This window comes from Paracidovorax konjaci (genome assembly GCF_900112675.1).
GTDB lineage: Bacteria > Pseudomonadota > Gammaproteobacteria > Burkholderiales > Burkholderiaceae_C > Paracidovorax > Paracidovorax konjaci.
The window spans coordinates 181,467-206,369 of sequence record NZ_FOMQ01000002.1 but is presented as its reverse complement, the minus strand read 5'-3'; the positions used below and the strand labels follow the sequence as shown (position 1 = coordinate 206,369).

Below are 24,903 nucleotides of genomic sequence, written 5' to 3'. Positions count from 1 at the left end.
GGCGCAGAAAGACCGCCATGGCACGCCTCCCCACGCCCCGCCGCGCCCTCTACCTCACCCACCGCTGGCTGGGCGTGGCGATGTGCGCCTTCTTCGCGATGTGGTTCGCCTCCGGCATGGTGATGATGTACGTGGGCTACCCGCAGCTCACCGATGCCGAACGCCTCGCCCACCTGCCGCCGCTGCGCGCGGACGCCGCGCTGCTGCCGCCCGCCGAGGCGCTGGCGCGCTCCGGGCTGGCGGGCCTGCACGACCTGGAAGAGCTGCGCCTGGCCGCCGCGAGCGGCGGCCGGCCGGTGTACCTGGCGCGGCGCGCGGGCGCCGCTTCCCGCGACGCCGCCACCGTGGTGGATGCCGCCACGGGCGAGGCGCTGCGTGCGGTGGACAAGGCCCGCGCGATGGCGAGCGCCCGGGCATGGAGCGGCCCCGGTGCGCCGCAACCGTCGTACGGCGGCACGGTGCAGGAAGACGCGTTCACCCACTCGCGCGCGCTCGATGCGCACCGTCCGCTGCACCGCGTACGGCTGGCGGACGCGGCCGGCACCGTGCTCTACGTCTCCGGCACCACCGGCGAAGTGGTGCGCGACGCGAGCCGTACCGAGCGCGTCTGGAACTACGCGGGCGCCTGGATCCACTGGCTGTACCCGCTGCGCGGCACGGCGCTGGACCCGTACTGGAGCACCGTGGTGGACACGCTCTCCATCGCGGGCGTGGCCGCGGCGCTGGCCGGCACCGTGGCCGGGCTGCTGCGCTGGCGCTTCCGCGGCCGCTACCGCAGCGGCGCGCGCTCGCCCTACGCGCCGGGCGCCATGCGCTGGCACCACGTGCTGGGCCTGCTGTTCGCGGCCGCCACGATCGCGTGGATCTTCAGCGGGCTCATGTCGATGAACCCCTGGCGCCTGTTCGACAGCGGCGCCCCGCCCCTGCGCACCGAGGCCTACCGGGGCGCCGCGCCGCCGCTGCCCGCGGCTGCCGCCGCACCGCTGCCCGTGCTGCTGGCGGGCGGCGGGCCCGGCCTGCGCGAGCTGCGCTGGGTGCGCGCGGCGGGCCGCACGCTGGTGCTGGCCTCCGGGGCGTCGCCGCAGTCCGTGCGCGTGGCCGACGCCGCCACCGGCGCGCCGGCCGTGCTGGAGGCCGGCGCGCTGCAGGCCGCCATCGCGCAGCTCGTCGCCGCGCCGCTGCTGCGCGTGGAGCGCATCGAGCGCTACGACCTCTACCACTACGCCCGCGCAGAACACACCATGACCGGCGGCCCGGCACGGCCGCTGCCGGTGCTGCGCGCGGTGTTCGGCGATGCGCACGCCACCTGGGTGCACGTGGACCCGGCCACCGGCCTCGTGCTGGGCCGGCTCGACGCGCACCGCCGCGCCAGCCGCTGGCTCTTCGCCCTGCTGCACAGCTGGGACTGGGCGCCGCTGCTGGAGCGGCGCCCGCTCTGGGACGCGCTGATGCTCGCAGGCAGCCTGGGGGGCCTGGCGCTCAGCGCCACGGGCGTGGCGATCGGCGTGCGCCGCCTGCGCCGCACGCAACGCAGTTCAAAGATAAATCGCCCTCATGCCGCCGTATTCATTGAATAGTTTGCTATATAAACAATAGCAAACGGCTTCACAGCTGGAACCCCACCGCCCGCACGATGCCCTCCGCGATGTCGCGCAGCCAGGAGGGCCGGCGGGCGTGGAAGCGCTGCGCGCGCGCGATCTGCGCATCGCACCAGCCGGCGAGCCACTGCACCTCGGCCGGCCCGTAGAAGGCCGTCATCGCCTCGTAGTTGAGGAACAGGCTGCGCGCATCGAGGTTGAGCGAGCCCGACAGCGCCAGGTCGCCGTCGATCACCACCGCCTTGGCGTGCACCATGCCGGGCGCAAGCCACACCTCGGCGCCGGCCTGTGCCAGCTCGCGCAGCGCCCGGGCGCGCGCCCAGTCGGCCAGCCGGTGGTTGGAGCGCGCGGGCACCAGCAGCCGCACGCGCACGCCGCGCCGGCAGGCCAGGCACCAGGCATCGAGCAGCGCATCGTCCGGCACGAAATACGGCGTCACCGCCACGATGCTCTCCTGCGCGTGGAAGGCGCCGGCCAGCAGCAGCGAATGCACCGTGTCGTCCGCATGGTCCGGCCCGCTGGGCACCCACTGCGCCGGGGCGCCGCCCGCCGGGCCGGCCGGCAGCGGGCGCGGCAGCACGGCACGCGCCATGCGCCCGCTCGCGGCCTGCCAGTCGGCGGCGAACTGCGCGGCGGCCTGCAGCGCGAGCGGCCCGTCGATCTCGTAGCTCAGATCTACCCAGGCCGGCAGGCGCGGCCGGTCCATGAAGTATTCGCAGGCCAGGTTGCGGCCCCCGCTCCAGAGGCGCTCGCCATCGGCCACCACCAGCTTGCGGTGGTTGCGCAGGTTGGTGTGGCCGCGCATCGGGTTGTGCAGCAGCGGCATGAAGCGGCGCACCTGCACGCCGCCGTCCTTCAGCGCGCGCCGCAGCCCGGCCGGCATGCCCAGGCTGCCCACCGCGTCCAGCAGCAGCCGCACGGCCACGCCCCGGGCTGCGGCGTCGCGCAGCGCCTGCGCCACGCGCTCGCCCACCGCGTCGTCGCCGAACACGAAGGTACACACATCCAGGCTGTGGCGCGCCGACGCGATGGTGGCCAGCAGCGCTTCCAGTGCCTGCGGTCCCTGGCCATGGAAGCCGATGCGCGCGTTGCGCACGGGCGGCGCCAGCTCCAGGCCCGCGAGCAGCCGCGTGGCCCAGGCCGGGCCCGGCACGGGCGTCGGCGCCCCGGCCGGTTCCACCGGCTCCGCCGCCAGCACGCTGACCGTGCGCCGCACGGGCCGCACGAACTTGCGCGAGCCGAACATCAGGAACAGCGGCACCGCCGCATACGGGAACGCCACGATCGCCAGCACCCAGGCCACCGCCGCGGAAGGATGGCGGCGCTGGCGGCCGATGCGCGTGCCCATCACGTAGATCAGCAACCCCACGGCCACGAACACCGCATGCCCGAGGCCCGAGAGGAGCGCGAAGCGCGTCAAGCGCCGGCCTCCGGCGCGGGCACGGGCGCGCCCGCGAGGGCCTGCGGCGGCGCCGCCGCGAACCGCACCGCCACGCGCAGCCCGCCCAGGCGCGGCGACGCATCCAGCGCCACCTCGGCGCCATGCAGCCGCGCGATCGACTGCACGATGGCCAGCCCCAGGCCGCTGCCCGCCACCGGTGCGGCGCCCTCGGCCGCGGGGGCGCGGTAGAAGCGGCCCAGCACGCGCTCGCGGTCGTCCTCGCCGATGCCCGGGCCGCTGTCTTCCACCACCAGTTCCACGGCGCCCGCGCCCTGCGCGCCGGCCAGGGCGCGCACGTGCACGTCCACCACGCCGCCCGCCGGCGTGTACTTGACCGCGTTGTCCACCAGGTTGCGCAACAGGATGCGCAGTGCCTCCGCATAGCCCTTCACCGGCGCGCCGTCGGCCGTGGCCAGCCCCAGATCGATGCCCTGCTGCTGCGCGGCCGGGGTGGCATCGGCCACGGCCTGCCGGGCCAGGTCGGCCAGCGCCACGGGCGCGGGCGGCGTGCCGGCGGCGGCGCTCGCCTCCTGGCGCGCCAGCGCCAGCAACTGCTCCACGAGCCGCGTGGCCCGGTCGATGCCGGCCGCCAGCCGCACCGCGGCCAGAGCGCGCGCCTCCTCGCTGCCCGCGCGCTGCAGGCCCTGCAATTGCAGCTTGAGCGCCGCCAGCGGCGAGCGCAGTTCGTGCGCGGCATCCGCCACGAAATGCTGCTGCGCCTCGAAGGCGCGGCGCACGCGCTCGAACAGCAGGTTCAGCTCGTCCACCATCGGCCGCACCTCGTCGGGCAGCGCGCCCGCGGTCACGGGCGAGAGGTCGTCCGCCTGCCGCTTCGCCAGTTGCCGGCGCACGCGCTCCACCGGCGCGAGCGAGCCGCTCACGGCCCACCAGACGGCCAGCGCCAGCAGCGGCGCCAGCAGTGCGATCGGCCCGGCCGTGCCCCAGGCCAGCCCGCGCGCCATCGCGCGGCGCGCGGCCATGTCCTGCGCGACCTGGATCACCTGCGAGCGCGTCTGCACCGAGAACACGCGGTAGGTCGTGCCGTGCGCGCGCACGTTCGAGAACCCCAGCACCGCGCGCTGCGGCAGCGCCGCGCCCACGGCCGACTCGAACACGCGCAGCCCGTCGGCCGACCAGATCTGCACCACGAATTCGGTGTTCTCGTCCTCGTGCACCAGCGGGCCGGGCGCCCCCTCGGGCACGGCGGGCACGCCCGGGCGCAGCGCCAGGGCCATCTGCTGCATGTGGTAGTCGAAGATCGCGTCGGACTCGGCCAGCGCGGAGCGGTAGGCGATGCCGAACTGCAGCACCGCCGCGCAGGCGATGGCGATCAGCAGGAAGCACAGCAGCCGCGCACGCAGCGAATGCGGCGCGCGCGCGGAAAGCCGGTCCATCCAGCGGTCCCAGCGGCGGCCCGGCGCGTGCGGCGGGGCCGCGGCGGCGCCCTCCGGCGCGCCGCCCTCTGGTTCGGGGACACCGGCCGCGCCGCTCATGCCTTGGGCACCATGTAGCCCACGCCGCGCACGTTCAGCACCAGCTCGGCGCCCAGCTTCTTGCGCAGGCCGTGGATGTAGACCTCGACCGCGTTGCTGCTGATCTCGTCCTTCCAGCCATAGAGCTTTTCTTCGAGCTGCGCGCGCGAGAGCACGCGGCCCGGCCGCGCGATGAGCGGCTCCAGCACGGCCCATTCGCGCGCGGACAGCACCACCGGCTCGCCGTTCACGGCCACCTCGCGCGTGGCGGGGTCGATGCTCACGCCCTTGTGCTCGTACACCGGCTCGGCGCGGCCCGCGGCGCGGCGTGCCAGGGCGCGGATGCGCGCGAGCAGCTCATCGAGGTCGTAGGGCTTGAGCACATAGTCGTCGGCGCCGGCATCCAGGCCCTGCACGCGCTCGGCCACCGCATCGCGCGCCGTGGCCACCAGCACGGGCGTGCGGTCCTTGCGCGTGCGCAGATCGCGCAGCACGGTGAGGCCGTCGCGGCGCGGCAGGCCCAGGTCCAGCAGCACCACGTCGTAGGTCTGCGTGCGCAGCGCCGTATCGGCCATCTCGCCGTCGCGCACCCAGTCCACCGCGTGGTGCTCGGCGCGCAGCAAATCGTGCACGGCCTCGCCGATCATCGTGTCGTCTTCCACCAGCAACAGGCGCATGGCATGGTCCTTCAGGCAACGCAATGGCAGCGCCGGCCCGCACAGGCGCTCGACCGGGAGAGCGCCACCGCGGGGCCGGCGAGCGATACGCAGGAAAAGAAAAAGAAAAATAAAAAGAAAGAGAAAGAGAAAGCGAAAGCGGAGCGGGGGTCTCTCGTCGGCATCCGCGAAGGATAGCGGCAGCCCCCGCCCGGCCCGCGTAGGAGCCGGCCGAACCGCGGGGGCATGGGCCCGCCCAATGCGGGCCGATGCCCCGCGGTCCGGCCGGGGGATTCCGGGGCGCGCAGGCGCCGCGGCGGGTCAGCCCAGCGGCACCGGCACGAAGATCTTGTCGCCGTCGCGCTGGATCAGCAGCGCCACCGACTTGCCGGCCTTGGCCATCGCGGCGCGCACCTGCTCCATGTTCTGCGCGGGCGAACCGTTGATCGACAGCAGCACGTCGCCCGGCTCCACGCCGGCCAGGGCCGCGGGGCCGCGCGCGGCCTCCACCACCAGGCCCGCGCTCACCCCAGCCTCGCTGCGCTCCTGCGGCTGCAGCGGACGCAGCGACAGGCCCAGTTGCCCCTTGCCCACCGCCTGCTCGGCGCGCGCCAGCTTCGCGGGCTTGTCGCTCGCATCGCCCAGCGTGGCCGTGATCTCCTCCTGCCTGCCGTGGCGCCACACGTCCATGCGCACGGTGCTGCCAGGGGCGGACTGTCCCACGAAGGCCGGCAGATCGCCCGAGGCCACGATGGGCTGGCCGTCGATGCGGCGGATCACGTCGCCCGACTTCAGCCCCGCCTTGTCGGCGGGCCCGCCGGGTTCCACGCCCGCGACCAGCGCACCCTCGGGCTTGTCGAGCTGGAACGAATCGGCGAACGCCTGGTTCACCTCCTGCACCGACACGCCGAGCCGCGCATGGCTGGCCTTGCCGGTGGCGACGATCTGGTCCTTCACCTTCGCGGCCACCTCGATCGGGATCGCGAACGACACGCCCTGGTAGCCGCCCGAGCGGCTGTAGATCTGCGAATTGATGCCCACCACCTCGCCCCGCGCATTGAACAGCGGGCCGCCCGAATTGCCGGGGTTCACCGCCACGTCGGTCTGGATGAACGGCACGAAGCTGTCGTCGGGCAGCGCGCGGCCCTTGGCGCTCACCACGCCCGCCGTCACGCTGTTCTCGAAGCCGAAGGGCGAACCGATGGCCAGCACCCACTCGCCCACGGCCAGGTTCCTGGTGCTGCCCAACTGCACCACGGGCAGGTCCTTCGCATCGATCTTCAGCACCGCCACGTCGGTCTTGGGATCGGAGCCCAGCACCTTGGCGCGGAACTCGCGGCGGTCGGTGAGCTTCACCGTGACCACGCTCGCGCCCTTCACCACGTGCGCGTTGGTCATGATGAGCCCGTCGTGGCTGACGATGAAGCCCGAGCCCTCGCCGCGCATCGGCACCTCGCGCTGGGGCACACGCCCACCCGCGCCGGGCATGCCGAAGCGGCGGAAGAATTCGAAGAATGGATCGTCCGGGTCCATGCCCTGCGCGCCGTGCTGCTGCTGGCGCTGCGTGGAGGGTGTGTCGTCATCGTCGTCGTCGCTGCCGCCCGCGCCGTTGAACGAAGTCTTGGTGGTGCCCGTCACGCTGATATTGACCACCGCCGCCCCGTTGCGCGCCGTGATCTGCGCGAAATCCGGCATCGCCACGCCCGCCACCGGCGCCGGCGCGGGGGAAGCCGTTGCCGTGGCCACGGGCCCCATGGCCGGTGCGGGCGCCTGCGCCGCATGGCTCGAATGCAGGTTGGTGACGAGCCCCGCGCCCGTCGCCCCCATGGCGCCAGCGACCACGAGGGCCAGGGTGAGTCGGCGGGGCGTGGAGAGGATCTTGTTCATGGCAAACCTTTCGTTGGGTTGTGGCATGGAGGGGAGTGTGGGGAGCGAGACTTAGGGCGGGCTTAGAGAAGGCTTAGGCGGGACTTAGGTACCTACGCTGGACGCAGGCGGCATGACCTGGGTCAGGGGATTCCCGCACGAAGCGCCTGCTACGGGTGACACCGGCTCATCCGTTGAGCACAATGCGGCGAAGCACCGCATCCGGCACGGCCGGGCAGAACGGTGCAACAGAAAACCATAGAGAGAGGGAATCCTTGTGAAAGATGACACGCCCGACGGCGGGCTTGCCTGCGCCCCGGCCGATTCCACGGCCTCGCCCCCTGCCGGCACGCCGGCACCGCCCACCGCCCCAGGCTTCTATGCGCATTCGGTGGACGGGAAGGCCGAAAGCCACTGGCAGACACTGCCCGACCACCTGCATGCCGTGGGCCGCATGGCGGGCGAGTCCGCCGCCGTGTTCAATGCCCAGGCACTGGGCCAGGCCATCGGATGGCTGCACGATCTGGGCAAATACACCCAGCCCTTCCAGGCAAGGCTGCGCGGCAGCCCCTTGCGCGTGGACCATTCCACCTGGGGAGCGCGCATTGCCCGGCAGCGGCTGGGACACATGGGGCAGCTGATGGCCTACGGCATCGCGGGCCACCACGCCGGGCTGGCCAATGGACGCGGCGAAGGAGAGCGCACTGCGCTGGCGGACCGACTTTCTGCAGACCTGCCAGCGCTGCACCCGGCATGGGAGCAGGACATCGCCCTGCCCGCTCGGCTGGGCGCACCGGCAGGCTTCAAGCCCTTCAGCCAGAACCGCCAGCAGGCGACGGACCGGCACCCGTTCCAGCTCGCCTTCCTGGCCCGCATGCTGTTCTCCTGCCTGGTGGATGCCGACTTCCTGGACACCGCACGCTTCTATCTCCAGGCCGAAGGCGGCACCGACCACCGCTCCGCAGGCGGGGCCTATCCGTCGCTGCACGCACTGCGCGAGCAGTTGGACGGCTACCTGGCCCGGCTCACCGCCAGGAGCGACCCCGAGATCGGCGTGAACCGCTTGCGTGCCGACATCCTGCGCCAGGTGCGCCAGCGCGCCGAATGCGACCCGGGCCTGTTTTCGCTCACGGTTCCGACGGGCGGCGGCAAGACACTGGCCTCGCTCGCCTTCGCGCTGGACCATGCCATCCGCCACGGGCTGCGGCGTGTGATCTTCGTGATTCCCTTCACCAGCATCGTCGAGCAGAACGCGGCCGTGTTCCGCGAGGCACTCGGCCCGCTCGGAGGAGCCGCCGTGCTGGAGCACCACAGTGCCTTCATCGAGCGCCAGCCGCCCCGGGGCGACCCGGAGAAATACCAATCGGCGCAGAAGCTGCGCCTGGCCATGGAGAACTGGGACGCGCCCATCGTCGTCACGACGGCCGTGCAGTTCTTCGAAAGCCTGTTCGCCGCGCGGCCGTCTCAGTGCCGCAAGCTGCACAACATCGCCGGCAGCGTGGTCGTGCTGGACGAGGCGCAGACCATGCCGCTGAGACTGCTCAAGCCCTGCGTCGCCACCATCGACGAACTGGCCCGCAACTACCGCACCAGCGTCGTGCTCTGCACGGCCACGCAGCCCGCGCTGGAGGCCCCTGCCTTCGACGGCGGCCTGACCGGAGTGCGCGAGCTGGCGCCGGAGCCCACGCAGCTCTTCCAACAACTGGAGCGGGTACGGGTGCGCCACATCGGCACGCTGGACGACGCGGCGCTGGCCGCCCACATGCGCTCGCGCGAACAGGTGCTGTGCATCGTCAACAACCGCCGCCATGCGCGGGCCGTCTATGAGGCCATGGCCGACCTGCCGGGGGCGCGGCACCTCACCACGCTGATGTGCGCCAAGCACCGCAGTGCGGTGCTCAATGAGGTGCGGCAGATGCTCAAGGACAAGGTTCCCTGCCGGGTCGTCAGCACCAGCCTGATCGAGGCGGGTGTGGATGTGGACTTTCCCACCGTTCTCCGCGCCGAGGCGGGCCTGGACTCCATCGCCCAGGCCGCTGGCCGCTGCAACCGTGAAGGCCGCAGAAGCCTCGATGCCAGCGAAGTGCTGGTGTTCGCCAATGCCAACGAAGACTGGTCACCGCCGCCCGAGCTGATGCAATACGCACAGGCCGCGCGCGAAGTGCTGCGCCAGTGCGCGGACAGCCCGCTTTCGCCCGAAGCCATCGCCCGCTATTTCGCGCTGCTGTACTGGCAAAAGGGCAGTGAGGAACTCGACGTACCCGATCTCATGGGCCTGCTCAAGGCCAGCCGCCCGGACAACCTGCCGATGGAAACCCTGGCGGCGAAGTTCCGCATGATCGACAGCGTGCAGATGCCGGTGATCGTGCCGTATGACGACGTGGCCCGGCAGGCACTGAAGGATCTGGAGTTTGCGGAGGGCAGCGTGGGTCTGGCGCGCAAGCTGCAGCCATACGTGGTGCAGTTGCCGCAACAAGGGTTCGATGCGCTGTTCAAGGCTGGGGCCATCGCGCCCGTGAAGCCGGAAAAGTGGGGGCAGCAATTCATGGAGCTAGTGAATCCAGACATCTACAGCAGGCGCTTTGGCTTGCACTGGGACGACCCTACTTTCATCCGAGGCGAACGCCTCAACTGGTAGGGCCACTGAGAGAGGCAGAAGATGAACGCAAACCGATACATGGAGGGGCCATGGCCTATGGAGTGAGATTGAGGATCTGGGGCGACCGTGCCTGCTTTACTCGACCTGAAATGAAAGTTGAACGGGTCTCGTACGACGCGATCACGCCGTCCGCCGCACGCGGCATCCTGGAGGCGATCCATTGGAAGCCCGCCCTGCGCTGGTCCGTCGACCGCATCCACGTACTCCACCCGATCCGCTTCGAGTCCATCCGGCGCAACGAGGTGGGAGGCAAGCTCTCCCCCGCCAGCGTGACCAAGGCCATGAAGGCCCGCACGCCCGCGGGCCTGGCGAACTACGTCGATGAAGACCGCCAGCAACGCGCGGCGACCATCCTGCGCGACGTGGCCTATGTGATCGAAGCGCATTTCGATCTGACGCCGAAGGCCGGCCCCGACGACTCGGTGGGCAAGCACCTCGACATCTTCAACCGCCGCGCGCGCAAAGGCCAGTGCTTCCAACAGCCTTGCATGGGCGTGCGGGAGTTTCCAGCCAGCTTCGAGCTGCTGGAGGATGGTGACCCGGTCCCGCCCGTGCATGAAAGCCTCATGGAACCGCGCGATTTGGGCTGGACGCTGCACGACATCGATTTCGACCACGGCATGGCGCCCCGGTTCTTCCGCGCACAGATGGTGGGCGGTGTGATCGAGGTGCCGCCATGGCAGAGCGAAGAGGTGAAGTCATGATCCTGCAGGCCCTCACCACCAATTACCAGCGCCTGCTGGCGCGCGGCGAAGAGGGACTCTCCCCCTTCGGCTACAGCCCTGAAAAGATCAGCTACGAGATCCTGTTGGCGCCGGACGGCCGCGTGGTGGACGTGAACGACATCCGCGACACCTCGGGAAAGAAGCCTTTGCCGCGCACATTGAACGTGCCCCAGCCGGAAAAGCGCACGGTGGGCATCAAATCCAATTTCCTTTGGGACAAGACCAGCTACGTGCTGGGCGCCAGCGCGACCAGCAAGCGCGCGGACAAGGAACACGAAGCCTTCAAGGCGCTGCACCAGGAATGCCTTGTGGACACGGACGATGCAGGGCTCAAGGCCTTTGTTGCCTTCCTTTCGACCTGGACCCCCGAGCGTTTTGCCACAGCGCCATTCACGGAAGAGATGCTCGACGCCAACATCGTCTTCCGCCTCGATGGCGAAAAGTCCTACCTGCACGAACGCCCCGCCGCACAGACTGCGCGTGCCCGCCTGCTGGCAGGCAGCGACGGCTCCGCGCCCGCACTGGCGGAATGCCTCGTGACCGGCGAGCGCATGCCCGTCGCCCGCCTGCACCCCGCCGTCAAGGGCGTGAACGGCGCACAAAGCTCGGGTGCCTCCATCGTCTCGTTCAACCTGGAATCGTTCACCTCCTACGGCAATAGCCAGGGAGAGAACGCGCCCGTTTCCGAACAGGCCGCGTTCGCCTACACCACCGTGCTCAACCACCTGCTGCGGCGCAGCGAGCACAACCACCAGCGTATCCAGATCGGCGATGCCAGCGTGGTGTTCTGGGCCGACACCGAGGATGCCGGCGAGGCCCAGGAAGCCGAGCTGACGTTCGAATCCCTGCTCGACGTTCCGCCCGACGACTCTAAGGAGGCCGCTCGCGTACGCGACGTGCTCGCGCAAGTGGCCAAAGGCCGCCCTCTGAGCGAGCTGGACCCGAAATTGAAAGACGGCACGCGCATGTACGTCCTGGGCCTCGCGCCGAATGCCTCGCGCATTTCCATCCGGTTCTGGGAAACCGGCACGCTGGGCGCTTTCGCCCGGCGACTGGCGCAGCACGCCCAGGATTTCGAGCTGGACCCTGTGCCCTGGAAAACCGCCCCGGCCGCGCGCCGCGTCGTGCTGGCGACGGTGCCCAACCGCGAGGGCGCCATGCCCAAGATGGACGACGCCTTCAACAACCTGGTGGGCGAATTCATGCGATCGGTGCTGAGCGGCCGACCCTATCCGCGCAGCCTGCTGGCGAACACCCTCATGCGCATCCGCTCCGACGGCAATCTCTCGGGCCTGCGCGCGGCGATCTGCAAAGGCATCCTGGCCCGGGAAAGGCGGCTGGGCATCAATATTCCAATCCACAAGGAGGAGGTTCCCGTGAGTCTCGACAAGCAATCCAACAATCCGGGCTACCGGCTGGGCCGCCTGTTCGCCGTGCTGGAGGCCGTGCAGCGCAGCGCGCTCGGCGGCCAGGTCAATGCGACCATCCGCGACCGCTACTACGGCGCGGCATCGGCCACGCCCGCATCGGTCTTTCCGGTGCTGCTGCGCAACACGCAGAACCACCTGGGCAAGCTGCGCAAGGACAAGCCGGGCCTGGCCGTGACCCTGGAAAAGGACATCCGGGAGATCGTCGATGGCCTGCCGGAGCAGTTCCCGCGCAGCCTGCGCATCGAAGACCAGGGCCGTTTCGCCATCGGCTACTACCACCAGTCGCAAAGCCGCTTCGTGAAGGGCGAGGCGGGCTCCGACCAGAACACCACCGCCAACGATTCCAACGCAGATACCACCGAGGGAGCCCCCGCATGACCGCCATCGCCCACCGCTACGAGTTCGTCTACCTGTTCGACATCACCAACGGCAATCCCAACGGCGACCCGGATGCGGGCAACCTGCCGCGTCTCGATCCCGAAACCAACCGGGGCCTCGTGACCGATGTGTGCCTGAAGCGCAAGATCCGTAACTTCGTGGGCCTGGACAAGGCGGATACCGCGGGCCACGCGATCTACATGCAGGAAAAGGCCATCCTCAACCAGCAGCACCAAAAGGCATGGGAGGCACTGGGCATTCCCCCCGATGCCAAGGAGCAGTTCAAGAAGCTGCCCAAGGACGAAGCCAAGGCCCGCGAGATCACCGCGTGGATGTGCGCCAACTTCTTCGACGTGCGCACCTTCGGCGCCGTGATGACCACGGGCGTCAACGCCGGGCAGGTGCGCGGCCCTGTGCAGATGGCGTTCGCCACGTCGATCGATCCGGTGGTTCCACTGGAGATTTCCATCACCCGCATGGCCGTCACCACCGAGAAAGAGGCCGAAGCCCAGAGCGGCGACAACCGCACCATGGGCCGCAAGCACATCATTCCCTACGGCCTCTACCGTGCCCATGGCTTCATCTCCGCCAAGCTGGCGGAACGCACGGGCTTCTCTGACGCGGATCTGGAACTGTTCTGGAATGCGCTGGCCAACATGTTCGAGCACGACCGCTCCGCCGCACGCGGCGAGATGGCTGCACGCAAGCTCATCGTCTTCCAGCACGAAAGCGCCATGGGCAACGCGCCGGCACACGTGCTGTTCGAAGCCGTGAAGATCTAACGCGCGCAGCCGGAAGACGAAGCCGCCGCGCCGCGCCGCTTCTCGGACTACCGCGTATCGATCGACCGATCCGCCATTCCGGCGGGCGTGGCAGTTCACGAGCGGCTCTGACGCAGCGCCTCCCGCCCCCCCTCAGCAGCCACTGCAGGAAAGCCATGGAAGCCGATGACGACTTTCTTCCCCTGTCCGCCCTGCAGCACTACCTCTACTGCCCGCGCCAGTGCGCACTCATCCACGTGGAGCAGCAGTGGGCAGAGAGCCGCCACACGGCCGAGGGACGGCTGCTGCACGAGCGGGCGGACCAACCTCGGGGTGAACGCCGCCGCGGCGTGCGCACGGTGACGGCGATGCCGCTGGCCAATCCGGCGCTGCGCATTGCCGGCATCGCAGACGTGGTGGAGTTCCACGACTCGCCGGGCAACGAACAGGAGCAGGCCGTGCCCGTCGAATACAAGCGCGGCCGCCCCAAGGCGCATCGGGCGGACGAGGTGCAACTGTGCGCACAGGCGCTGTGCCTGGAGGCCATGCTGGAGCAACCCGTTCCGGCCGGGGCGCTTTTCTACGGCGCCACGCGCCGCCGCAAGGAGGTGGCCTTCGATGCCACGCTGCGGCGCATCACGCTGGACACCATCGAAGCCACCCGGGCCATGCTGGACAGCGGCACCACGCCGGGTGCGGTCTACGAACCCCGGCGCTGCGACGCCTGTTCGCTCATCGACCTGTGCCAGCCCCGCTGGTTGGCGCGGGGCAGCAGCGTGAACGACTGGCTCGCGCGGCATCTGGCCCCGTCAGCCGCGCCGCCGTCCACCACCGACGGAGACACCACCGCATGCGCCGGCAACTGAACACGCTCTACGTCACCACCGAAGGCGCCTGGCTGCACAAGGATGGCGCCAATATCGTCATGGAAGTGGAGCAGGCGGTGCGCGCACGGCTGCCCGTGCACATGCTGGAAGGCCTGGTCTGCTTCGGCCGCGTGCTCGTCTCTCCGCCGCTGCTGGGTTACTGCGCGGAGCAGGGTATCACCACATCCTTCCTCAGCCCCCACGGCAAATTTTTGGCGCGGGTGGAAGGCCCTGTTTCCGGCAACGTGCTGCTGCGCCGGCAGCAATACCGCGTGAGCGACGACCCGGTGCGGTGCGCAGCCGTCGTGCGCAACCTGTTGCAGGGCAAGCTGCACAACCAGCGCGCCGTGCTGGGCCGCGCCCTGCGCGACCACGGCGGCAGGCTGCCGCCGGCCGACGAGAAGGCGCTTTCGCACGCGCACCTTCGGCTCGGCCGCATCACGGACCGTTTGGCCATGGAGGCATCGGTGGATCTGCTGCGCGGCAGCGAGGGCGAGGCGGCGCAGGCGTACTTTGGCGTGTTCGACCACCTGATCCGGGTGCCGGGCACGGCGATGCGCTTCCAGGGGCGCAGCCGCCGCCCGCCGCTGGATGCCGTCAACGCCCTGCTCTCCTTTCTCTACACGCTGGTCACGCACGACTGCCGCTCGGCCCTTGAAAGCGTGGGGCTCGATCCGGCCGTGGGCTTTCTGCACCGCGACCGGCCGGGCCGCCCGAGTCTCGCGCTGGACCTGCTGGAGGAGTTCCGTCCCCTGCTGGCCGACCGCCTGGCCCTGTCGCTCATCAACCTGCGGCAGATCGGTGAAGCGGATTTCCAGACGATGGACAACGGCGCCGTGCTGCTGCGCGAGGAGTCGCGCAAGACCGTGCTCACGGCCTACCAGGAACGCAAGCGCGAAGAACTGCGGCATGCCTTCCTGGAAGAAAAAGCCCCCATCGGGCTCTTCCCGTTCATTCAGGCCCAGCTCCTGGCCCGCCACCTGCGCGGCGACCTGGATGCCTATCCGCCCTTCCTGTGGAAATGACGAGCACGCACTTCGCCGGCCAAGGAGGCTCCGCACCATGATGGTCCTCGTCAGCTACGATGTCCGCTCCCAAGACAAGGCCGGCGCCAGACGTTTGCGGCACATCGCCAAGGCCTGCCTGGATTTCGGTCAACGCGTGCAGTTCTCGGTGTTCGAGATCGAAGTGGACGCGGCCCAGTGGACTGCACTCCAGGCCAGGCTGCTGCAGGCGATCGATCCGGCCCAGGACAGCCTGCGGTTCTACTACCTGGGCAACGACTGGCAGCGCAGGGTGGAGCACGTGGGCGCCAAGCCCGTCCTGGATCTGAACGGTCCGCTGGTGCTTTAGCACAGGGCACGCCGCCAATTCCCCGCTCTGCAGCCATGCGCCGCTGCGGGGCTCCATGTTTCTCAACCTCCTCGGCTGTCGCCAAGAACGAACGCCATTCCAGCTTGCGTGCGAACCGGAAGCGATCGTCCTTCCCCAGGGAGGTTCGCGTTCATGCAAGTGCCTGATATGGCAAGGCATTCCAGGTTTCAAATGGGTCCATCGCGCAGGTGAGGCCATACCCGCTGAGGGTTCGCAAAAAGTGCGGGAAAAACAGTGGAGCGACGCGCGGTTATAAAGACGGCGTCGCGCCCCACGTGGGCGCGTGGATTGAAACGCGAGTGCCGTCATCGGACCCGTCGCTGTCCTGTGTCGCGCCCCACGGGCGCGTGAATTCAAATTCTGTCCCTTAGAGAGCCTACCTCCCGGCGAAGATGTCCGACGCGCAGCCCATCGGCCTCCACCCACACTGCCCGCATGAAACCCGCACTCCTCGCACGCACCGCCCTCGCCGTTTGCCTCGCAGTGCCAGGCGTTGCTGCACTCGCCGACAGCAACCCGTTGTCCGCCGAGCGCTGGAACGCCCGCCCCGTCATCGTCGTCGTGCCTAGGGAAAGCGATCCTTTGCTCGCCCGCGTGCGGTCCGCGCTGAAAGAACCGGCCATGCGCGAAGGGTTTCGCGAACGCGACATGGCGCTCTTCACCGTGGTCGCGGGCCAGGGCATGCGCAACGATCGGCGGCTGGCACCCGCAAGTACCGCAGCCTTGCTGCAGGCGCTCGGCCTGGATGCGCGGGGGCCGGCGACCTTCGTCCTCGTGGGGAAAGACGGCGGCGTCAAGATGCGCGAAGGCGCCGATGTCGATCTGCAGGCGGTGTTTGCAGAAATCGACCGCATGCCGATGCGCCAGCAGCAGCAGCGTTGAAGGACAGGGTGGACAGGGTAGCTCCCGGGCCCGCAGGTCCTGGCCGCTGCGCCAGGGCCTCTATGGCCGCGCGCGCCCCAGTCCTCGCTTGAGTTCCTGCAGCAGCATCACGACCTGGCGCGATGCATGCCGGCAGCCCTTGAAGGCCTGCTGCGCCTGGGCGCCGTCCCCGGCTTCGGCCGACAGGACCAGCTCCGCGGCCTGCTGGTGGAAGTAGCGGTGGCGGCGGGCCATCATGTCGAACGCGGGGTAATGGCCCAGGGCCACGCGCCCGGGGCCTTCCAGCCACTGGCCCAGTTCGGAATTGAGGGGGTCCCGGATGGCTTCGGGCCGCATGTGTTCTGCGCGCGCGCCGTGCAGCACGACCTGCTCCAGCCAGGGCAGCCAGCGCTCATGGCTCGCGATGGCGTCGTCGATGTCGATCTCGGCCACGAGCTTGCGGGCCTCGTCGCCCATCAGGACCAGTTCGCTCGCATTGCTGTCGGGCAGAGAGGTCCAGTCTTCCGGTACGGGGCGGCCGTCGGCCCGGGCGGGGAACAGTCGGCTGAAAAATCCCATGGTCGAGGAAGAGGGAGCAGAGAAAAAGGAGATGCGGGGTCCGGAGCCTGCGGCTCTGTGCACGGCGATCGGGTGAAGAGCGCCAACCCCACACGAGAAAACGAGAAACAATGAGGGAAGACGGCGCCGGCAGCGCCTGCTGCGCTCCCGTGGCAGAAAGCGAAAGCGCCTTCGGACACCGCCGTGCCGGGCTGGCGCGGATTATCGGCGCGAACGGCCGGGCAGGCCAGCCGCTGCGCCTGCTGGTGGCCCCATCCGCTCGCCGGCCGGCTTGCCCGCAAGCGTGCAGCGGTTTTGGCACGCGCCGCACAATGGACCGCATGACGACGATGATCCCGCCCTCCCACGGCCCCTCCACCCCTTCCTCTCCCTTTGCAGCACCTCCCGCGGGCGACGGCACCCGCAGGCGGCCGGCGCTCTCCATGCTCGATCTCGTCGCGGTGCGCGAGGGCGGCAGCGTGGCGGATGCGCTGAAGGTGGCGCTGCGCACGGCGCAGCATGTGGAGTCGCTGGGATTCCAGCGCTACTGGCTGGCCGAGCACCACAACATGCCGGGCATCGCCAGTTCCGCCACGGCCGTGCTGGTGGGGCACATCGCGGGCGGCACGCGGTCGATCCGCGTGGGCTCGGGCGGCATCATGCTGCCCAACCATGCGCCGCTGGTCGTGGCCGAGGCGTTCGGCACGCTGGCCGAGCTGTACCCGGGCCGCATCGACCTGGGCCTGGGCCGCGCGCCCGGCACCGATGGGCCGACCATGCGCGCGCTGCGCCGCGACCGCGTGGAAACGGAAGAGGATTTCCCGCGCGACGTGGCCGAGCTGCAGCGGCTGCTCGGCCCCGCGCAACCGGGCCAGCGCATCGTGGCCGTGCCCGGTGCAGACACGCAGGTGCCGATCTGGCTGCTGGGCTCCAGCCTGTTCTCCGCGCAGTTGGCGGCAGAGCGCGGGCTGCCCTACGCCTTCGCCTCGCATTTCGCGCCGCGCCTGCTGCACCCGGCGCTCGATCTGTACCGCCGGCTGTTCCGGCCCTCGGCGGTGCTCGAGCGGCCCTACGTGGCGGTGGGCGTGCCCGTGATCGCCGCACCGACGGATGCCGAGGCCGAATACCTCGCAAGCAGCACCTACCAGCGCGTGCTGGGCATCCTGACCGGTCGGCGCGGCCTGCTGCAGCCCCCGGTGGAAGGCTACGCGGCCACGCTGTCGCCGCAGGAGCGCGCCGCCATCGGCGATTTCCTGGCGGCAGGCGTGGTGGGCGGCCCGGAGACGGTCCGCAGCGGCCTGCACGAACTGGCCGAGGCGACGCGCGCGGACGAATTCATGCTGGTGAGCGACGTGTACGACCCCGCGCTGCGGCTGCGCTCGCTGGAGATCGTCGCGCAGGCCAGCGCCGCCGCCTGACGGCGCGCCAGGGCAGGCGCACCGGCAGCGCGGGCGGCCCGACATCGGCAGCGGCTACCATCTCGCCCCAGGGTCCGCCGCGCCTGCGTGCAAGGCCCCTTCCTTCCGCCCGATCGACCGCACTCCTTCTCCTGACCGAGCCTCCGCATGCCCGCCTTTTCCTTCGAAGCCCTCGACGCGCAGGGGCAGACCCGCAAAGGCACCCTCGAAGCCGACAACGCCAAGGCCGCGCGCAGCCTGCTGCGGGCCCAGGCGCTGGTGCCGCTGGCCGTGGAGGCGCTGGGCGCCGGCACGGGCGTGGCGGTCGATGGCAACGTGTCGTTGGGGCAGCGGCTTTTCACGCGGCCGGTGTTCGGCGCCACGCGCCTCGCCATCTGGACGCGTCAGCTCGCGGGGCTGGTGTCCTCGGGGCTGCCGCTGGAGCGTGCGCTCACCGCGCTGGCCGAAGAGTCGGACGACGACCGCCAGCGCCACCTGCTGGCCACGCTGCGCGCCGAGGTGAATGCGGGCTCGACCTTCGCGCGGGCGCTGTCCGCCCATCCGCGCGAGTTCTCTTCCATCTACTGCGCGGTGATCGGCGCGGGCGAGTCCAGCGGGCACCTGGGCCTGGTGCTGGAGCGGCTGGCCGACGACCTGGAGGAGCGCCAGGCGCTGAAAGCCAAGCTCGTCGGGGCGGCCCTGTATCCCGCGATCGTCACGGCCGTGGCCATCGTGATCGTGCTCTTCCTGGTGGGCTACGTGGTGCCCCAGGTGGCCGCCGTGTTCGCGGGCGGCAAGCGCGCGCTGCCGTTCCTCACGGTGGCGATGATGGCCATCTCGGATGCCGTGCGCCATTACGGCTGGGCCGGGCTGGGCGTGCTGGTGGTGGCGGCCTTCGGGCTGCGCTCGGCGCTGGCGCAGCCCCGCCTGCGTGAGCGGTTCGATGCGGCCTGGCTGGGCCTGCCCGTGGTGGGCCGGCTCTCGCGCGGCTACAACGCAGCGCGCTTCACCGGCACGCTGTCGATGCTCGCGGGCGCGGGCGTGCCGATCCTGAAGGCCCTGCAGGCCGCCGCCGAAACGCTGAACAACACGGCCATGCGCGCCGATGCGCTGGATGCGCTGGTGCTGGTGCGCGAAGGCGCGCCGCTCGCCTCCGCGCTGGCGCAGAAAAAACGCTTCCCCGGGCTGGTGTCGATGTTCGCGCGTCTGGGCGAGCAGACGGGCCAGCTTCCCCTGATGTTGCAGCGCGCCGCAGCGCAGCTCTCGGCCGAAGTGCAGCGCCGCGCGATGCAGCTGGCCACCGTGCTGGAGCCGCTGCTCATCCTGGCGATGGGCGTGATCGTGATGCTCATCGTGCTGGCCGTGCTAATGCCCATCATCCAGCTCAACCAGTTCGTGAAATAGCGCGTCCGCACGCACCGCCGCGCCACCGTACCCTGCCGCGCCCACCACCATGCCGATCACGCTGGAAGACAAGCTCGTCGTCGCGATCTCCTCGCGCGCCCTGTTCGATTTCGAGGAAGAGAACCGCCTCTTCGACGCGGAGCACCCCCAGGCCTACATGCAGCTGCAGCTCGACCGGCTGGACGTGCCGGCGCGTCCGGGCGTGGCCTTCTCGCTCGTGAAGAAGCTGCTCGCGTTCAACGAGCCGGGCCACCAGCGCGTGGAGGTGGTGGTGCTCTCGCGCAACGACCCGGTGAGCGGCATGCGCATCTTCCGCTCGGCCAAGGCCGCCCGGGTATCGCTGGAGCGCGGCGTGTTCACGCAGGGGCGCGATCCGTTCCGCTACCTGCGCCCGCTGGGCGCGCACCTGTTCCTCTCGGCCAACGAGAAGGATGTGAGCGAGGCGCTGGCGCTGGGCTACCCGGCCGCGCGCGTGCTGACGGAATCGGTGCAGGCGAGCCATGCCAACCCCAACGAAGTGCGCATCGCCTTCGACGGCGACGCGGTGCTGTTCTCCGACGAGGCCGAGCGCGTCTTCCAGAGCGAAGGATTGGCCGCGTTCCAGCGGCACGAGACCGACAAGGTGGCGCAGCCGCTGCCCGACGGCCCGTTCAAGCCGCTGCTGGCCGCGCTGCACCGCCTCCAGCAGGCCGCCGCGGGCAGCGAGACGGGCATGCGCATCCGCACCGCGCTGGTCACGGCCCGCAGCGCGCCCGCGCACGAGCGCGCCATTCAGACGCTGATGAGCTGGAACATCGCGGTGGACGAGGCCATGTTCCTCGGCGGGCTCGAAAAAGGCGGCTTCCTGCGCGAGTTCGAACCGGATTTCTTCTTCGACGACCAAACGGGCCACGTGACCTCGGCCGCGCGCCATGTGCCGGCCGGCCACGTCACCAGCGGCATCTCCAACGTGCCGCGGGTATCTGCAGGGCCCACGGCCGGCACTTCGGTCCCCGCCGGTGCGGCAGGCCTGGCGCCGGTTCGTTGACGCCCGCGCAGGCCGGCAGGGGGCAAAGTTGTGCAAACCCCTGCAACCGTGCGTGAAAGCCTGCGCGCGCCGATTGCAAACCGCCGCCGCCGCGCCCATGTGTGACACCATGCCCCGCATGTACGACGCCATCCGCCACACCTTGCTGCCCCGCACCTCCACCGCCTTTTCTGCCGATGCCGTCTCCACGGCCGATGCATCCCGCCCTGCGCCACGCTCCCGTCGTCCGGCTGCCGGCCGCGAGCCGCACGTTCGGGCACTGACGGGCTGGCAGAGCAGCCCCCAGCACCAGGCCCTGGCGGCCCTGCTGGTCTCCGCGGGGGTGCTGTGCGCCCTGGTGGCGGCTGCGCCGGCCCACGCACAGGCGACGGCCTCACCGCGCGCGGCCGCTGCGCCCGCCTCGGCACCGGCTTCCGCCGCCAGCGCCCCGCTCTCGAAGGGCGAGATCAAGGCCATGCGCGAATTCAAGATGCTGGATTTCAACGGCGACAACAAGCTCAGCCGTTCGGAGGTGGCGCTGTTCCCGCGGCTGGCTGGGGCCTTCGACGATGCGGACACCGACCACGACGGCTATGTGTCGTACGAAGAGGTGCGGGCCTTCGCGATCAAGTACCGCGCCGAGCGCGACAAGGCCCGGGCTGCGGCTGCGGCGGCGGCGGCCTCCGCACCGGCCGCCACCCAGTGACGGGCGCTGCGGGCACGCCGCAGCATCCAGGGCAAAAACCCCTCCATGCCGCCGGATCCATTCAATAGTTTGCTATATTTTTTATAGCAAATCACTCTGCGGCATCACGAACCGCCGGTGCGCTTGATCTTGGGATCGGAATAGGTCAGCGGTTCGTTCTTGGCCTGCTGCGACATGCGCTCCTGCAGCGAGTTCTTGTTCACCTCCTGCGCCATGTCGATGGCCGTGCCGCTCGCGCGCCACATGGACTGGATGAACTCCAGGAGCTGCTTGTAGATGGGCTCCGGCGGCGGCTCCTTGGGCTCCTCGGCTTCTTCCTTCTTCTTGACCTCGGTCCAGTCGCGGTTGGAGGGGTCGGCGTCCGAGGGCTTCTCGGGCTCGCGGATGGTGACGCCCTCGCCCAGGCGGTCGGTGGATTCCACCGGCATCACCCCGTTCACGGGCCGGACCGGCACCGCGCCGGAAGCGCCGGTGGAGTACAAATCGGCGCCCTGAGGACGCCAGTGCGGCGATCGATCGACAGGTGGCATTTGCATGGCAGGTTCCGGTGGTTGCAGGGGTTCGGCCGGGGGGAGCTAACCCCGTCTCGTACATCCATAACGGCAAAAAGAAGGGTGAATTAAGCCCTTTTTTCACCTTTGCACCGATTTAAGGGTTTACCCCTATCTTCTGCCATTCCGCGCTGCCGCGGACAGCGCGGCGCCAGGCCACTACAGGAACCGCTCCAGCAGGCGCCGGGAGGCACGGTCGAGCGCGCCCACGTCCGGCACGCGGAACTGCACGCCGTCGGCCGCGGCGATCAGCAGCGCGCTGCGGCTGCCCAGGCGCCGGATGTCCTCCTCGGCCTTCAGCACCAGCCGTGCCGTGCCCCGGTCGGTTTCCACCGTCCAGGTGCTGGGCGTGGTGAATCCCGAGACGGCGGTGATCTGCGTGATAGTGGGTACGAACTCGCGCGCTGCCAGTTCTTCTTCGATCAGCGCGCGGGCCGGCGCATCGACCTGCTCCAGCCGGTCGATCCACAGCAGTTCATGGCCGTCCGGCCCGACGAGCGAGAGGCCTTCATGCGGCGCCGCGATGGGGAACGCCCGCACCGGGACGGCCTCGTGCACCGTGCCGTCGGCCTGCGTGAGCACGAGCCGGCCGTGGGCGTTGCGGGCCAGCGCCAGGGTGAGAGGGGTGAAGGATGGGGTCATCGGAATCCGCGGCGCACGGCGCCGGCCAGGAAAGGTGAACGGAGGAACGGCGTCATTGCTGGCCGGCGGGGTGCGAGGGGTGCAGCAGCGCGCTTTCGACCACGACGAGGCCCGACGCCTCGGCGTCTTCCTCGGCGCGGCGGGCCTGGGCCTCGTACAGGCGCCAGTAGGCGCCCTGCTTTTCCATGAGGGCATCGTGCGGGCCGACCTCGACGATCTCGCCGCGGTCCATGACCACGAGGCGGTCGGCCTTGCGCAACGTGGAGAGCCGGTGGGCAATGGCGATGGTGGTGCGCCCCTGCACGAGGTTGTCGAGCGCCTTCTGGATCTCCTTTTCGGTCTCGGTGTCCACGGCCGAGGTCGCCTCGTCGAGGATCAGGATGCGCGGGTCGATCAGCAGCGCGCGCGCGATGCTGATGCGCTGGCGCTCCCCGCCGGAGAGGCCCTGCCCGCGCTCGCCCACCAGCGAGTCGTAGCCGTGCGGCAGGCGCAGGATGAATTCGTGCGCATGGGCCGCGCGGGCGGCGGCGACGATCTCGTCGCGCGTGGCGTCGGGCTTGCCGTAGGCGATGTTCTCGGCGATGGTGCCGAAGAACAGGAAGGGCTCCTGCAGCACCAGGCCGATGTGGCGGCGGTAGTCGGCCACGCGCAGGCGGCGCACATCCACGCCGTCCACCTGGATCGAGCCCTCGGTCGCGTCGTAGAAGCGGCTGATGAGGTTCACCAGCGTGCTCTTGCCCGACCCGCTATGGCCCACGAGGCCGATCATCTCGCCGGGGCGGATGTCGAGGTTCAGCCCCTTGATGACCGAGCGGCTGCCGTAGCGGAAACCCAGGTTGCGCATGGCGATGGCGCCGCGCACGTGGTTCATCTCCACGGGCTGCACCGGATCGGGCACGTTGCTCACGTGGTCCAGGATGTCGAAGATGCGCTTCGCGCCCGCCGCGGCTTTCTGCGTGACGGAAACGATGCGGCTCATCGAATCGAGCCGTGTATAGAAACGGCCGATGTAGGCGATGAAGGCCGCCAGCACGCCCACCGTGATCTGGTTGTGCGCCACCAGCCAGATGCCGAAGCCCCACACCACCAGCAGGCCGATCTCGGTCATGAGCGAGACCGTGGGCGTGAACAGCGACCAAGTCTTGTTGAGCCGGTCGTTCACTTCCAGGTTGTGCTGGTTCGCGTCGCGGAAGCGCTGGGCTTCGCGTTTTTCCTGGGCGAAGGCCTTCACCACGCGGATGCCGGGAATGGTGTCGGCCAGCACGTTGGTCACCTCGGACCACACGCGGTCGATCTTCTCGAAGCCGGTGCGCAGCCGGTCGCGCACGTTGTGGATGAGCCAGGCGATGAACGGCAGCGGCACCAGCGTGACAAGGGCGAGCCAGGGGTTGATCGAGAACAGGATGCCCGCGGTCATGAGGATCATGAGCACGTCGGTCATGAAGTCGAGCGCATGCAGCGAAAGGAAAACGTTGATGCGGTCCGTTTCCGAGCCGATGCGCGCCATCAGGTCGCCCGTGCGCTTGCCGCCGAAGTAGTCGAGCGAGAGCCGCAGCAGGTGCTCGTAGGTGGTGGTGCGCAGGTCGGCGCCGATGCGTTCCGACACCAGCGCGAGGATGTAGGTGCGCGCCCAGCCCAGCCCCCAGGCCAGCAGCGCCGATAGCAGCAACCCGCCCAGGTACAGCGCCACGAGGTGCACCGGAATCTGCTGGCCGTTCTGGTAGGGGATGAGGATGTCATCCATCAGCGGGATCGTGAGGTAGGGCGGAACCAGCGTCGCGGCCGTGGAGGCCAGCGTGAGCGCGAAGCCGGTCGCGAGTTGCTTGCGGTACGGCCGCGCGAAGCGCCACAGCCGCAGCAGCACCCAGGTGGAGGTGGGCGGGGCCTGCGTGCGGGCGCAGGCCGGGCATTCGTCGCTGTCGGGCGGCAGGACGGCATGGCAGGTGGGGCAGCGCGGTTCTTCGTCGCCCTCCGGGGCCGTACCTTGCGCGCCGGGGCGCTCGAGGCGGGCGAGCTGCTGCTCGAACTTCTGCACGAGCCGCAGGGCCTGCGGATCGGCGCCGAGCGTGAACCGCCAGAGCGCGAGGCGCCGCTCGGAATCGTGCAGCTCGAGCGTGCCGACGCCGCCATGGTCGAGCAACCGCAGCGCCAGGCCCGGGGCCAGTGCCCATTGCTGCAGCGGGCCGCCGGACTCGCGGGAGAGCAGCCTCCGGTCGGTCAGCGCCAGCAGGCCGCTGGTGAACCGCAGGGAGGCGCTCAGGTCAACCTCCAGCGCCGCTGTTACGTTTTCGTCGGGAGCGAGTTCCGCCCGCAGTTCGTCCCCGGCAGGGGCCGTCAAGACACCGAAGGCGTCCACAGAATGGTGATTTTGCATTTTGGTTCGTGGTTCCGTCCCGGGTGGCCCGGGAAGCCCGCCCGTGTGCTGGCAGGCATTGTCCCCGAAGCATCGGGCAGCCGGTCGGCATCGGCGTCTAACGCAGCGGCGGTGCTCTCCGCTGACACCTCCCACCCCGCGGGACAGCCCGGCAGTTGAGCGCCCGAAGCTGGCGCAC

General features: G+C 70.0%; 21 protein-coding genes and 1 pseudogene. 14 read left to right on the top strand and 8 right to left on the bottom strand.

The window, feature by feature from the left end; all coding sequences use genetic code 11:
• Positions 1-17: 17 nt before the first annotated feature.
• Positions 18-1,577: a PepSY domain-containing protein gene (locus tag BM144_RS03505; RefSeq protein ID WP_092949877.1), complete on the top strand. Its 1,560-nt coding sequence runs from the start codon at positions 18-20 to the stop codon at positions 1,575-1,577.
• A 28-nt stretch (positions 1,578-1,605) separates the two neighbouring features.
• On the opposite strand, the gene BM144_RS03500 is transcribed toward BM144_RS03505, so the two are convergent.
• From BM144_RS03500 to BM144_RS03490, 3 genes are all read right to left on the bottom strand, one after another.
• Positions 1,606-3,018: a phospholipase D-like domain-containing protein gene (locus BM144_RS03500; RefSeq protein ID WP_092949875.1), complete on the bottom strand. Its 1,413-nt coding sequence runs from the start codon at positions 3,016-3,018 to the stop codon at positions 1,606-1,608.
• Complete coding sequence (locus tag BM144_RS03495; RefSeq protein ID WP_092950111.1) at positions 3,015-4,433, bottom strand: ATP-binding protein; 1,419 nt, start codon at positions 4,431-4,433, stop codon at positions 3,015-3,017. The genes BM144_RS03500 and BM144_RS03495 overlap by 4 nt, the downstream gene beginning before the upstream one ends.
• A 95-nt stretch (positions 4,434-4,528) precedes the next feature.
• Positions 4,529-5,188, bottom strand: a complete 660-nt coding sequence (locus tag BM144_RS03490) for a response regulator transcription factor (protein WP_092949873.1) — start codon at positions 5,186-5,188, stop codon at positions 4,529-4,531.
• Between the two features lie 3 nt (positions 5,189-5,191).
• On the opposite strand from BM144_RS03490, the gene BM144_RS23075 reads away from it, so the two are divergent.
• Positions 5,192-5,365, top strand: coding sequence for a hypothetical protein (locus BM144_RS23075; RefSeq protein WP_175525935.1), 174 nt, complete (start codon positions 5,192-5,194; stop codon positions 5,363-5,365).
• A 123-nt stretch (positions 5,366-5,488) separates the two neighbouring features.
• Here the strand turns inward: BM144_RS23075 and BM144_RS03485 are convergent, their stop codons facing one another.
• Positions 5,489-7,054 (bottom strand): Do family serine endopeptidase, encoded by a 1,566-nt coding sequence (locus BM144_RS03485; protein WP_092949871.1) that lies wholly within the window; start codon positions 7,052-7,054, stop codon positions 5,489-5,491.
• A 256-nt stretch (positions 7,055-7,310) separates the two neighbouring features.
• Between BM144_RS03485 and BM144_RS03480 the strand changes: the two genes are divergently transcribed.
• The 8 genes and pseudogenes from BM144_RS03480 (at position 7,311) to BM144_RS03445 (ending at position 16,108) form a co-directional block, all read left to right on the top strand.
• Positions 7,311-9,671 (top strand): CRISPR-associated endonuclease Cas3'', encoded by a 2,361-nt coding sequence (locus tag BM144_RS03480; protein WP_245783514.1) that lies wholly within the window; start codon positions 7,311-7,313, stop codon positions 9,669-9,671.
• A gap of 50 nt (positions 9,672-9,721) precedes the next feature.
• Entirely contained in the window at positions 9,722-10,396 is a 675-nt protein-coding gene (gene cas5c / locus BM144_RS03475) for a type I-C CRISPR-associated protein Cas5c (protein WP_092949867.1), read from the top strand.
• A complete protein-coding gene (cas8c, locus tag BM144_RS03470; RefSeq protein WP_245783513.1) occupies positions 10,369-12,225 on the top strand; it encodes a type I-C CRISPR-associated protein Cas8c/Csd1 in 1,857 nt (618 codons plus the stop codon). The genes cas5c and cas8c overlap by 28 nt, the downstream gene beginning before the upstream one ends.
• Positions 12,222-13,118: pseudogene (gene cas7c, locus BM144_RS03465) on the top strand (type I-C CRISPR-associated protein Cas7/Csd2). Before cas8c ends, cas7c begins: the two are co-directional and overlap by 4 nt.
• A 44-nt stretch (positions 13,119-13,162) precedes the next feature.
• The gene (gene cas4 / locus BM144_RS03460; RefSeq protein WP_092949863.1) at positions 13,163-13,852 is read left to right on the top strand and encodes a CRISPR-associated protein Cas4; all 690 of its coding nucleotides are present in this window, start codon (positions 13,163-13,165) and stop codon (positions 13,850-13,852) included.
• Positions 13,837-14,877 carry a type I-C CRISPR-associated endonuclease Cas1c gene (gene cas1c / locus BM144_RS03455; protein WP_092949861.1) on the top strand — a complete coding sequence of 347 codons (1,041 nt, stop codon included), beginning with the start codon at positions 13,837-13,839 and terminating at the stop codon, positions 14,875-14,877. The genes cas4 and cas1c overlap by 16 nt, the downstream gene beginning before the upstream one ends.
• Before the next feature lie 37 nt (positions 14,878-14,914).
• Positions 14,915-15,205: a CRISPR-associated endonuclease Cas2 gene (gene cas2, locus BM144_RS03450; protein ID WP_092949859.1), complete on the top strand. Its 291-nt coding sequence runs from the start codon at positions 14,915-14,917 to the stop codon at positions 15,203-15,205.
• Positions 15,206-15,661: 456 nt separating this feature from the next.
• Entirely contained in the window at positions 15,662-16,108 is a 447-nt protein-coding gene (locus BM144_RS03445) for a DUF4174 domain-containing protein (RefSeq protein ID WP_092949857.1), read from the top strand.
• A gap of 60 nt (positions 16,109-16,168) precedes the next feature.
• Here the strand turns inward: BM144_RS03445 and BM144_RS03440 are convergent, their stop codons facing one another.
• On the bottom strand, positions 16,169-16,666 hold the full coding sequence (locus BM144_RS03440; RefSeq protein ID WP_092949855.1) for a CZB domain-containing protein: 498 nt from the start codon (positions 16,664-16,666) through the stop codon (positions 16,169-16,171).
• 422 nt (positions 16,667-17,088) lie between these two features.
• Here BM144_RS03440 and BM144_RS03435 point away from each other — a divergent pair, with 422 nt between their 5' ends.
• From BM144_RS03435 to BM144_RS23765, 4 genes are all read left to right on the top strand, one after another.
• Entirely contained in the window at positions 17,089-18,063 is a 975-nt protein-coding gene (locus BM144_RS03435) for an LLM class flavin-dependent oxidoreductase (RefSeq protein ID WP_092949853.1), read from the top strand.
• 147 nt (positions 18,064-18,210) lie between these two features.
• Complete coding sequence (gspF, locus tag BM144_RS03430) at positions 18,211-19,446, top strand: type II secretion system inner membrane protein GspF (RefSeq protein ID WP_092949851.1); 1,236 nt, start codon at positions 18,211-18,213, stop codon at positions 19,444-19,446.
• 49 nt (positions 19,447-19,495) lie between these two features.
• On the top strand, positions 19,496-20,473 hold the full coding sequence (locus tag BM144_RS03425; RefSeq protein WP_092949849.1) for a 5'-nucleotidase: 978 nt from the start codon (positions 19,496-19,498) through the stop codon (positions 20,471-20,473).
• A gap of 109 nt (positions 20,474-20,582) precedes the next feature.
• A complete protein-coding gene (locus tag BM144_RS23765) occupies positions 20,583-21,158 on the top strand; it encodes an EF-hand domain-containing protein (protein ID WP_434802640.1) in 576 nt (191 codons plus the stop codon).
• Between the two features lie 104 nt (positions 21,159-21,262).
• Here BM144_RS23765 and BM144_RS03415 read toward each other — a convergent pair whose 3' ends face one another.
• From BM144_RS03415 to BM144_RS03405, 3 genes are all read right to left on the bottom strand, one after another.
• Positions 21,263-21,694, bottom strand: a complete 432-nt coding sequence (locus tag BM144_RS03415; protein ID WP_092949847.1) for a hypothetical protein — start codon at positions 21,692-21,694, stop codon at positions 21,263-21,265.
• A 174-nt stretch (positions 21,695-21,868) separates the two neighbouring features.
• Positions 21,869-22,351: a cyanophycin metabolism-associated DUF1854 family protein gene (locus BM144_RS03410; RefSeq protein WP_092949845.1), complete on the bottom strand. Its 483-nt coding sequence runs from the start codon at positions 22,349-22,351 to the stop codon at positions 21,869-21,871.
• Between the two features lie 52 nt (positions 22,352-22,403).
• Complete coding sequence (locus BM144_RS03405) at positions 22,404-24,725, bottom strand: cyanophycin metabolism-associated ABC transporter (protein ID WP_092949843.1); 2,322 nt, start codon at positions 24,723-24,725, stop codon at positions 22,404-22,406.
• Between the last annotated feature and the right edge of the window lie 178 nt (positions 24,726-24,903).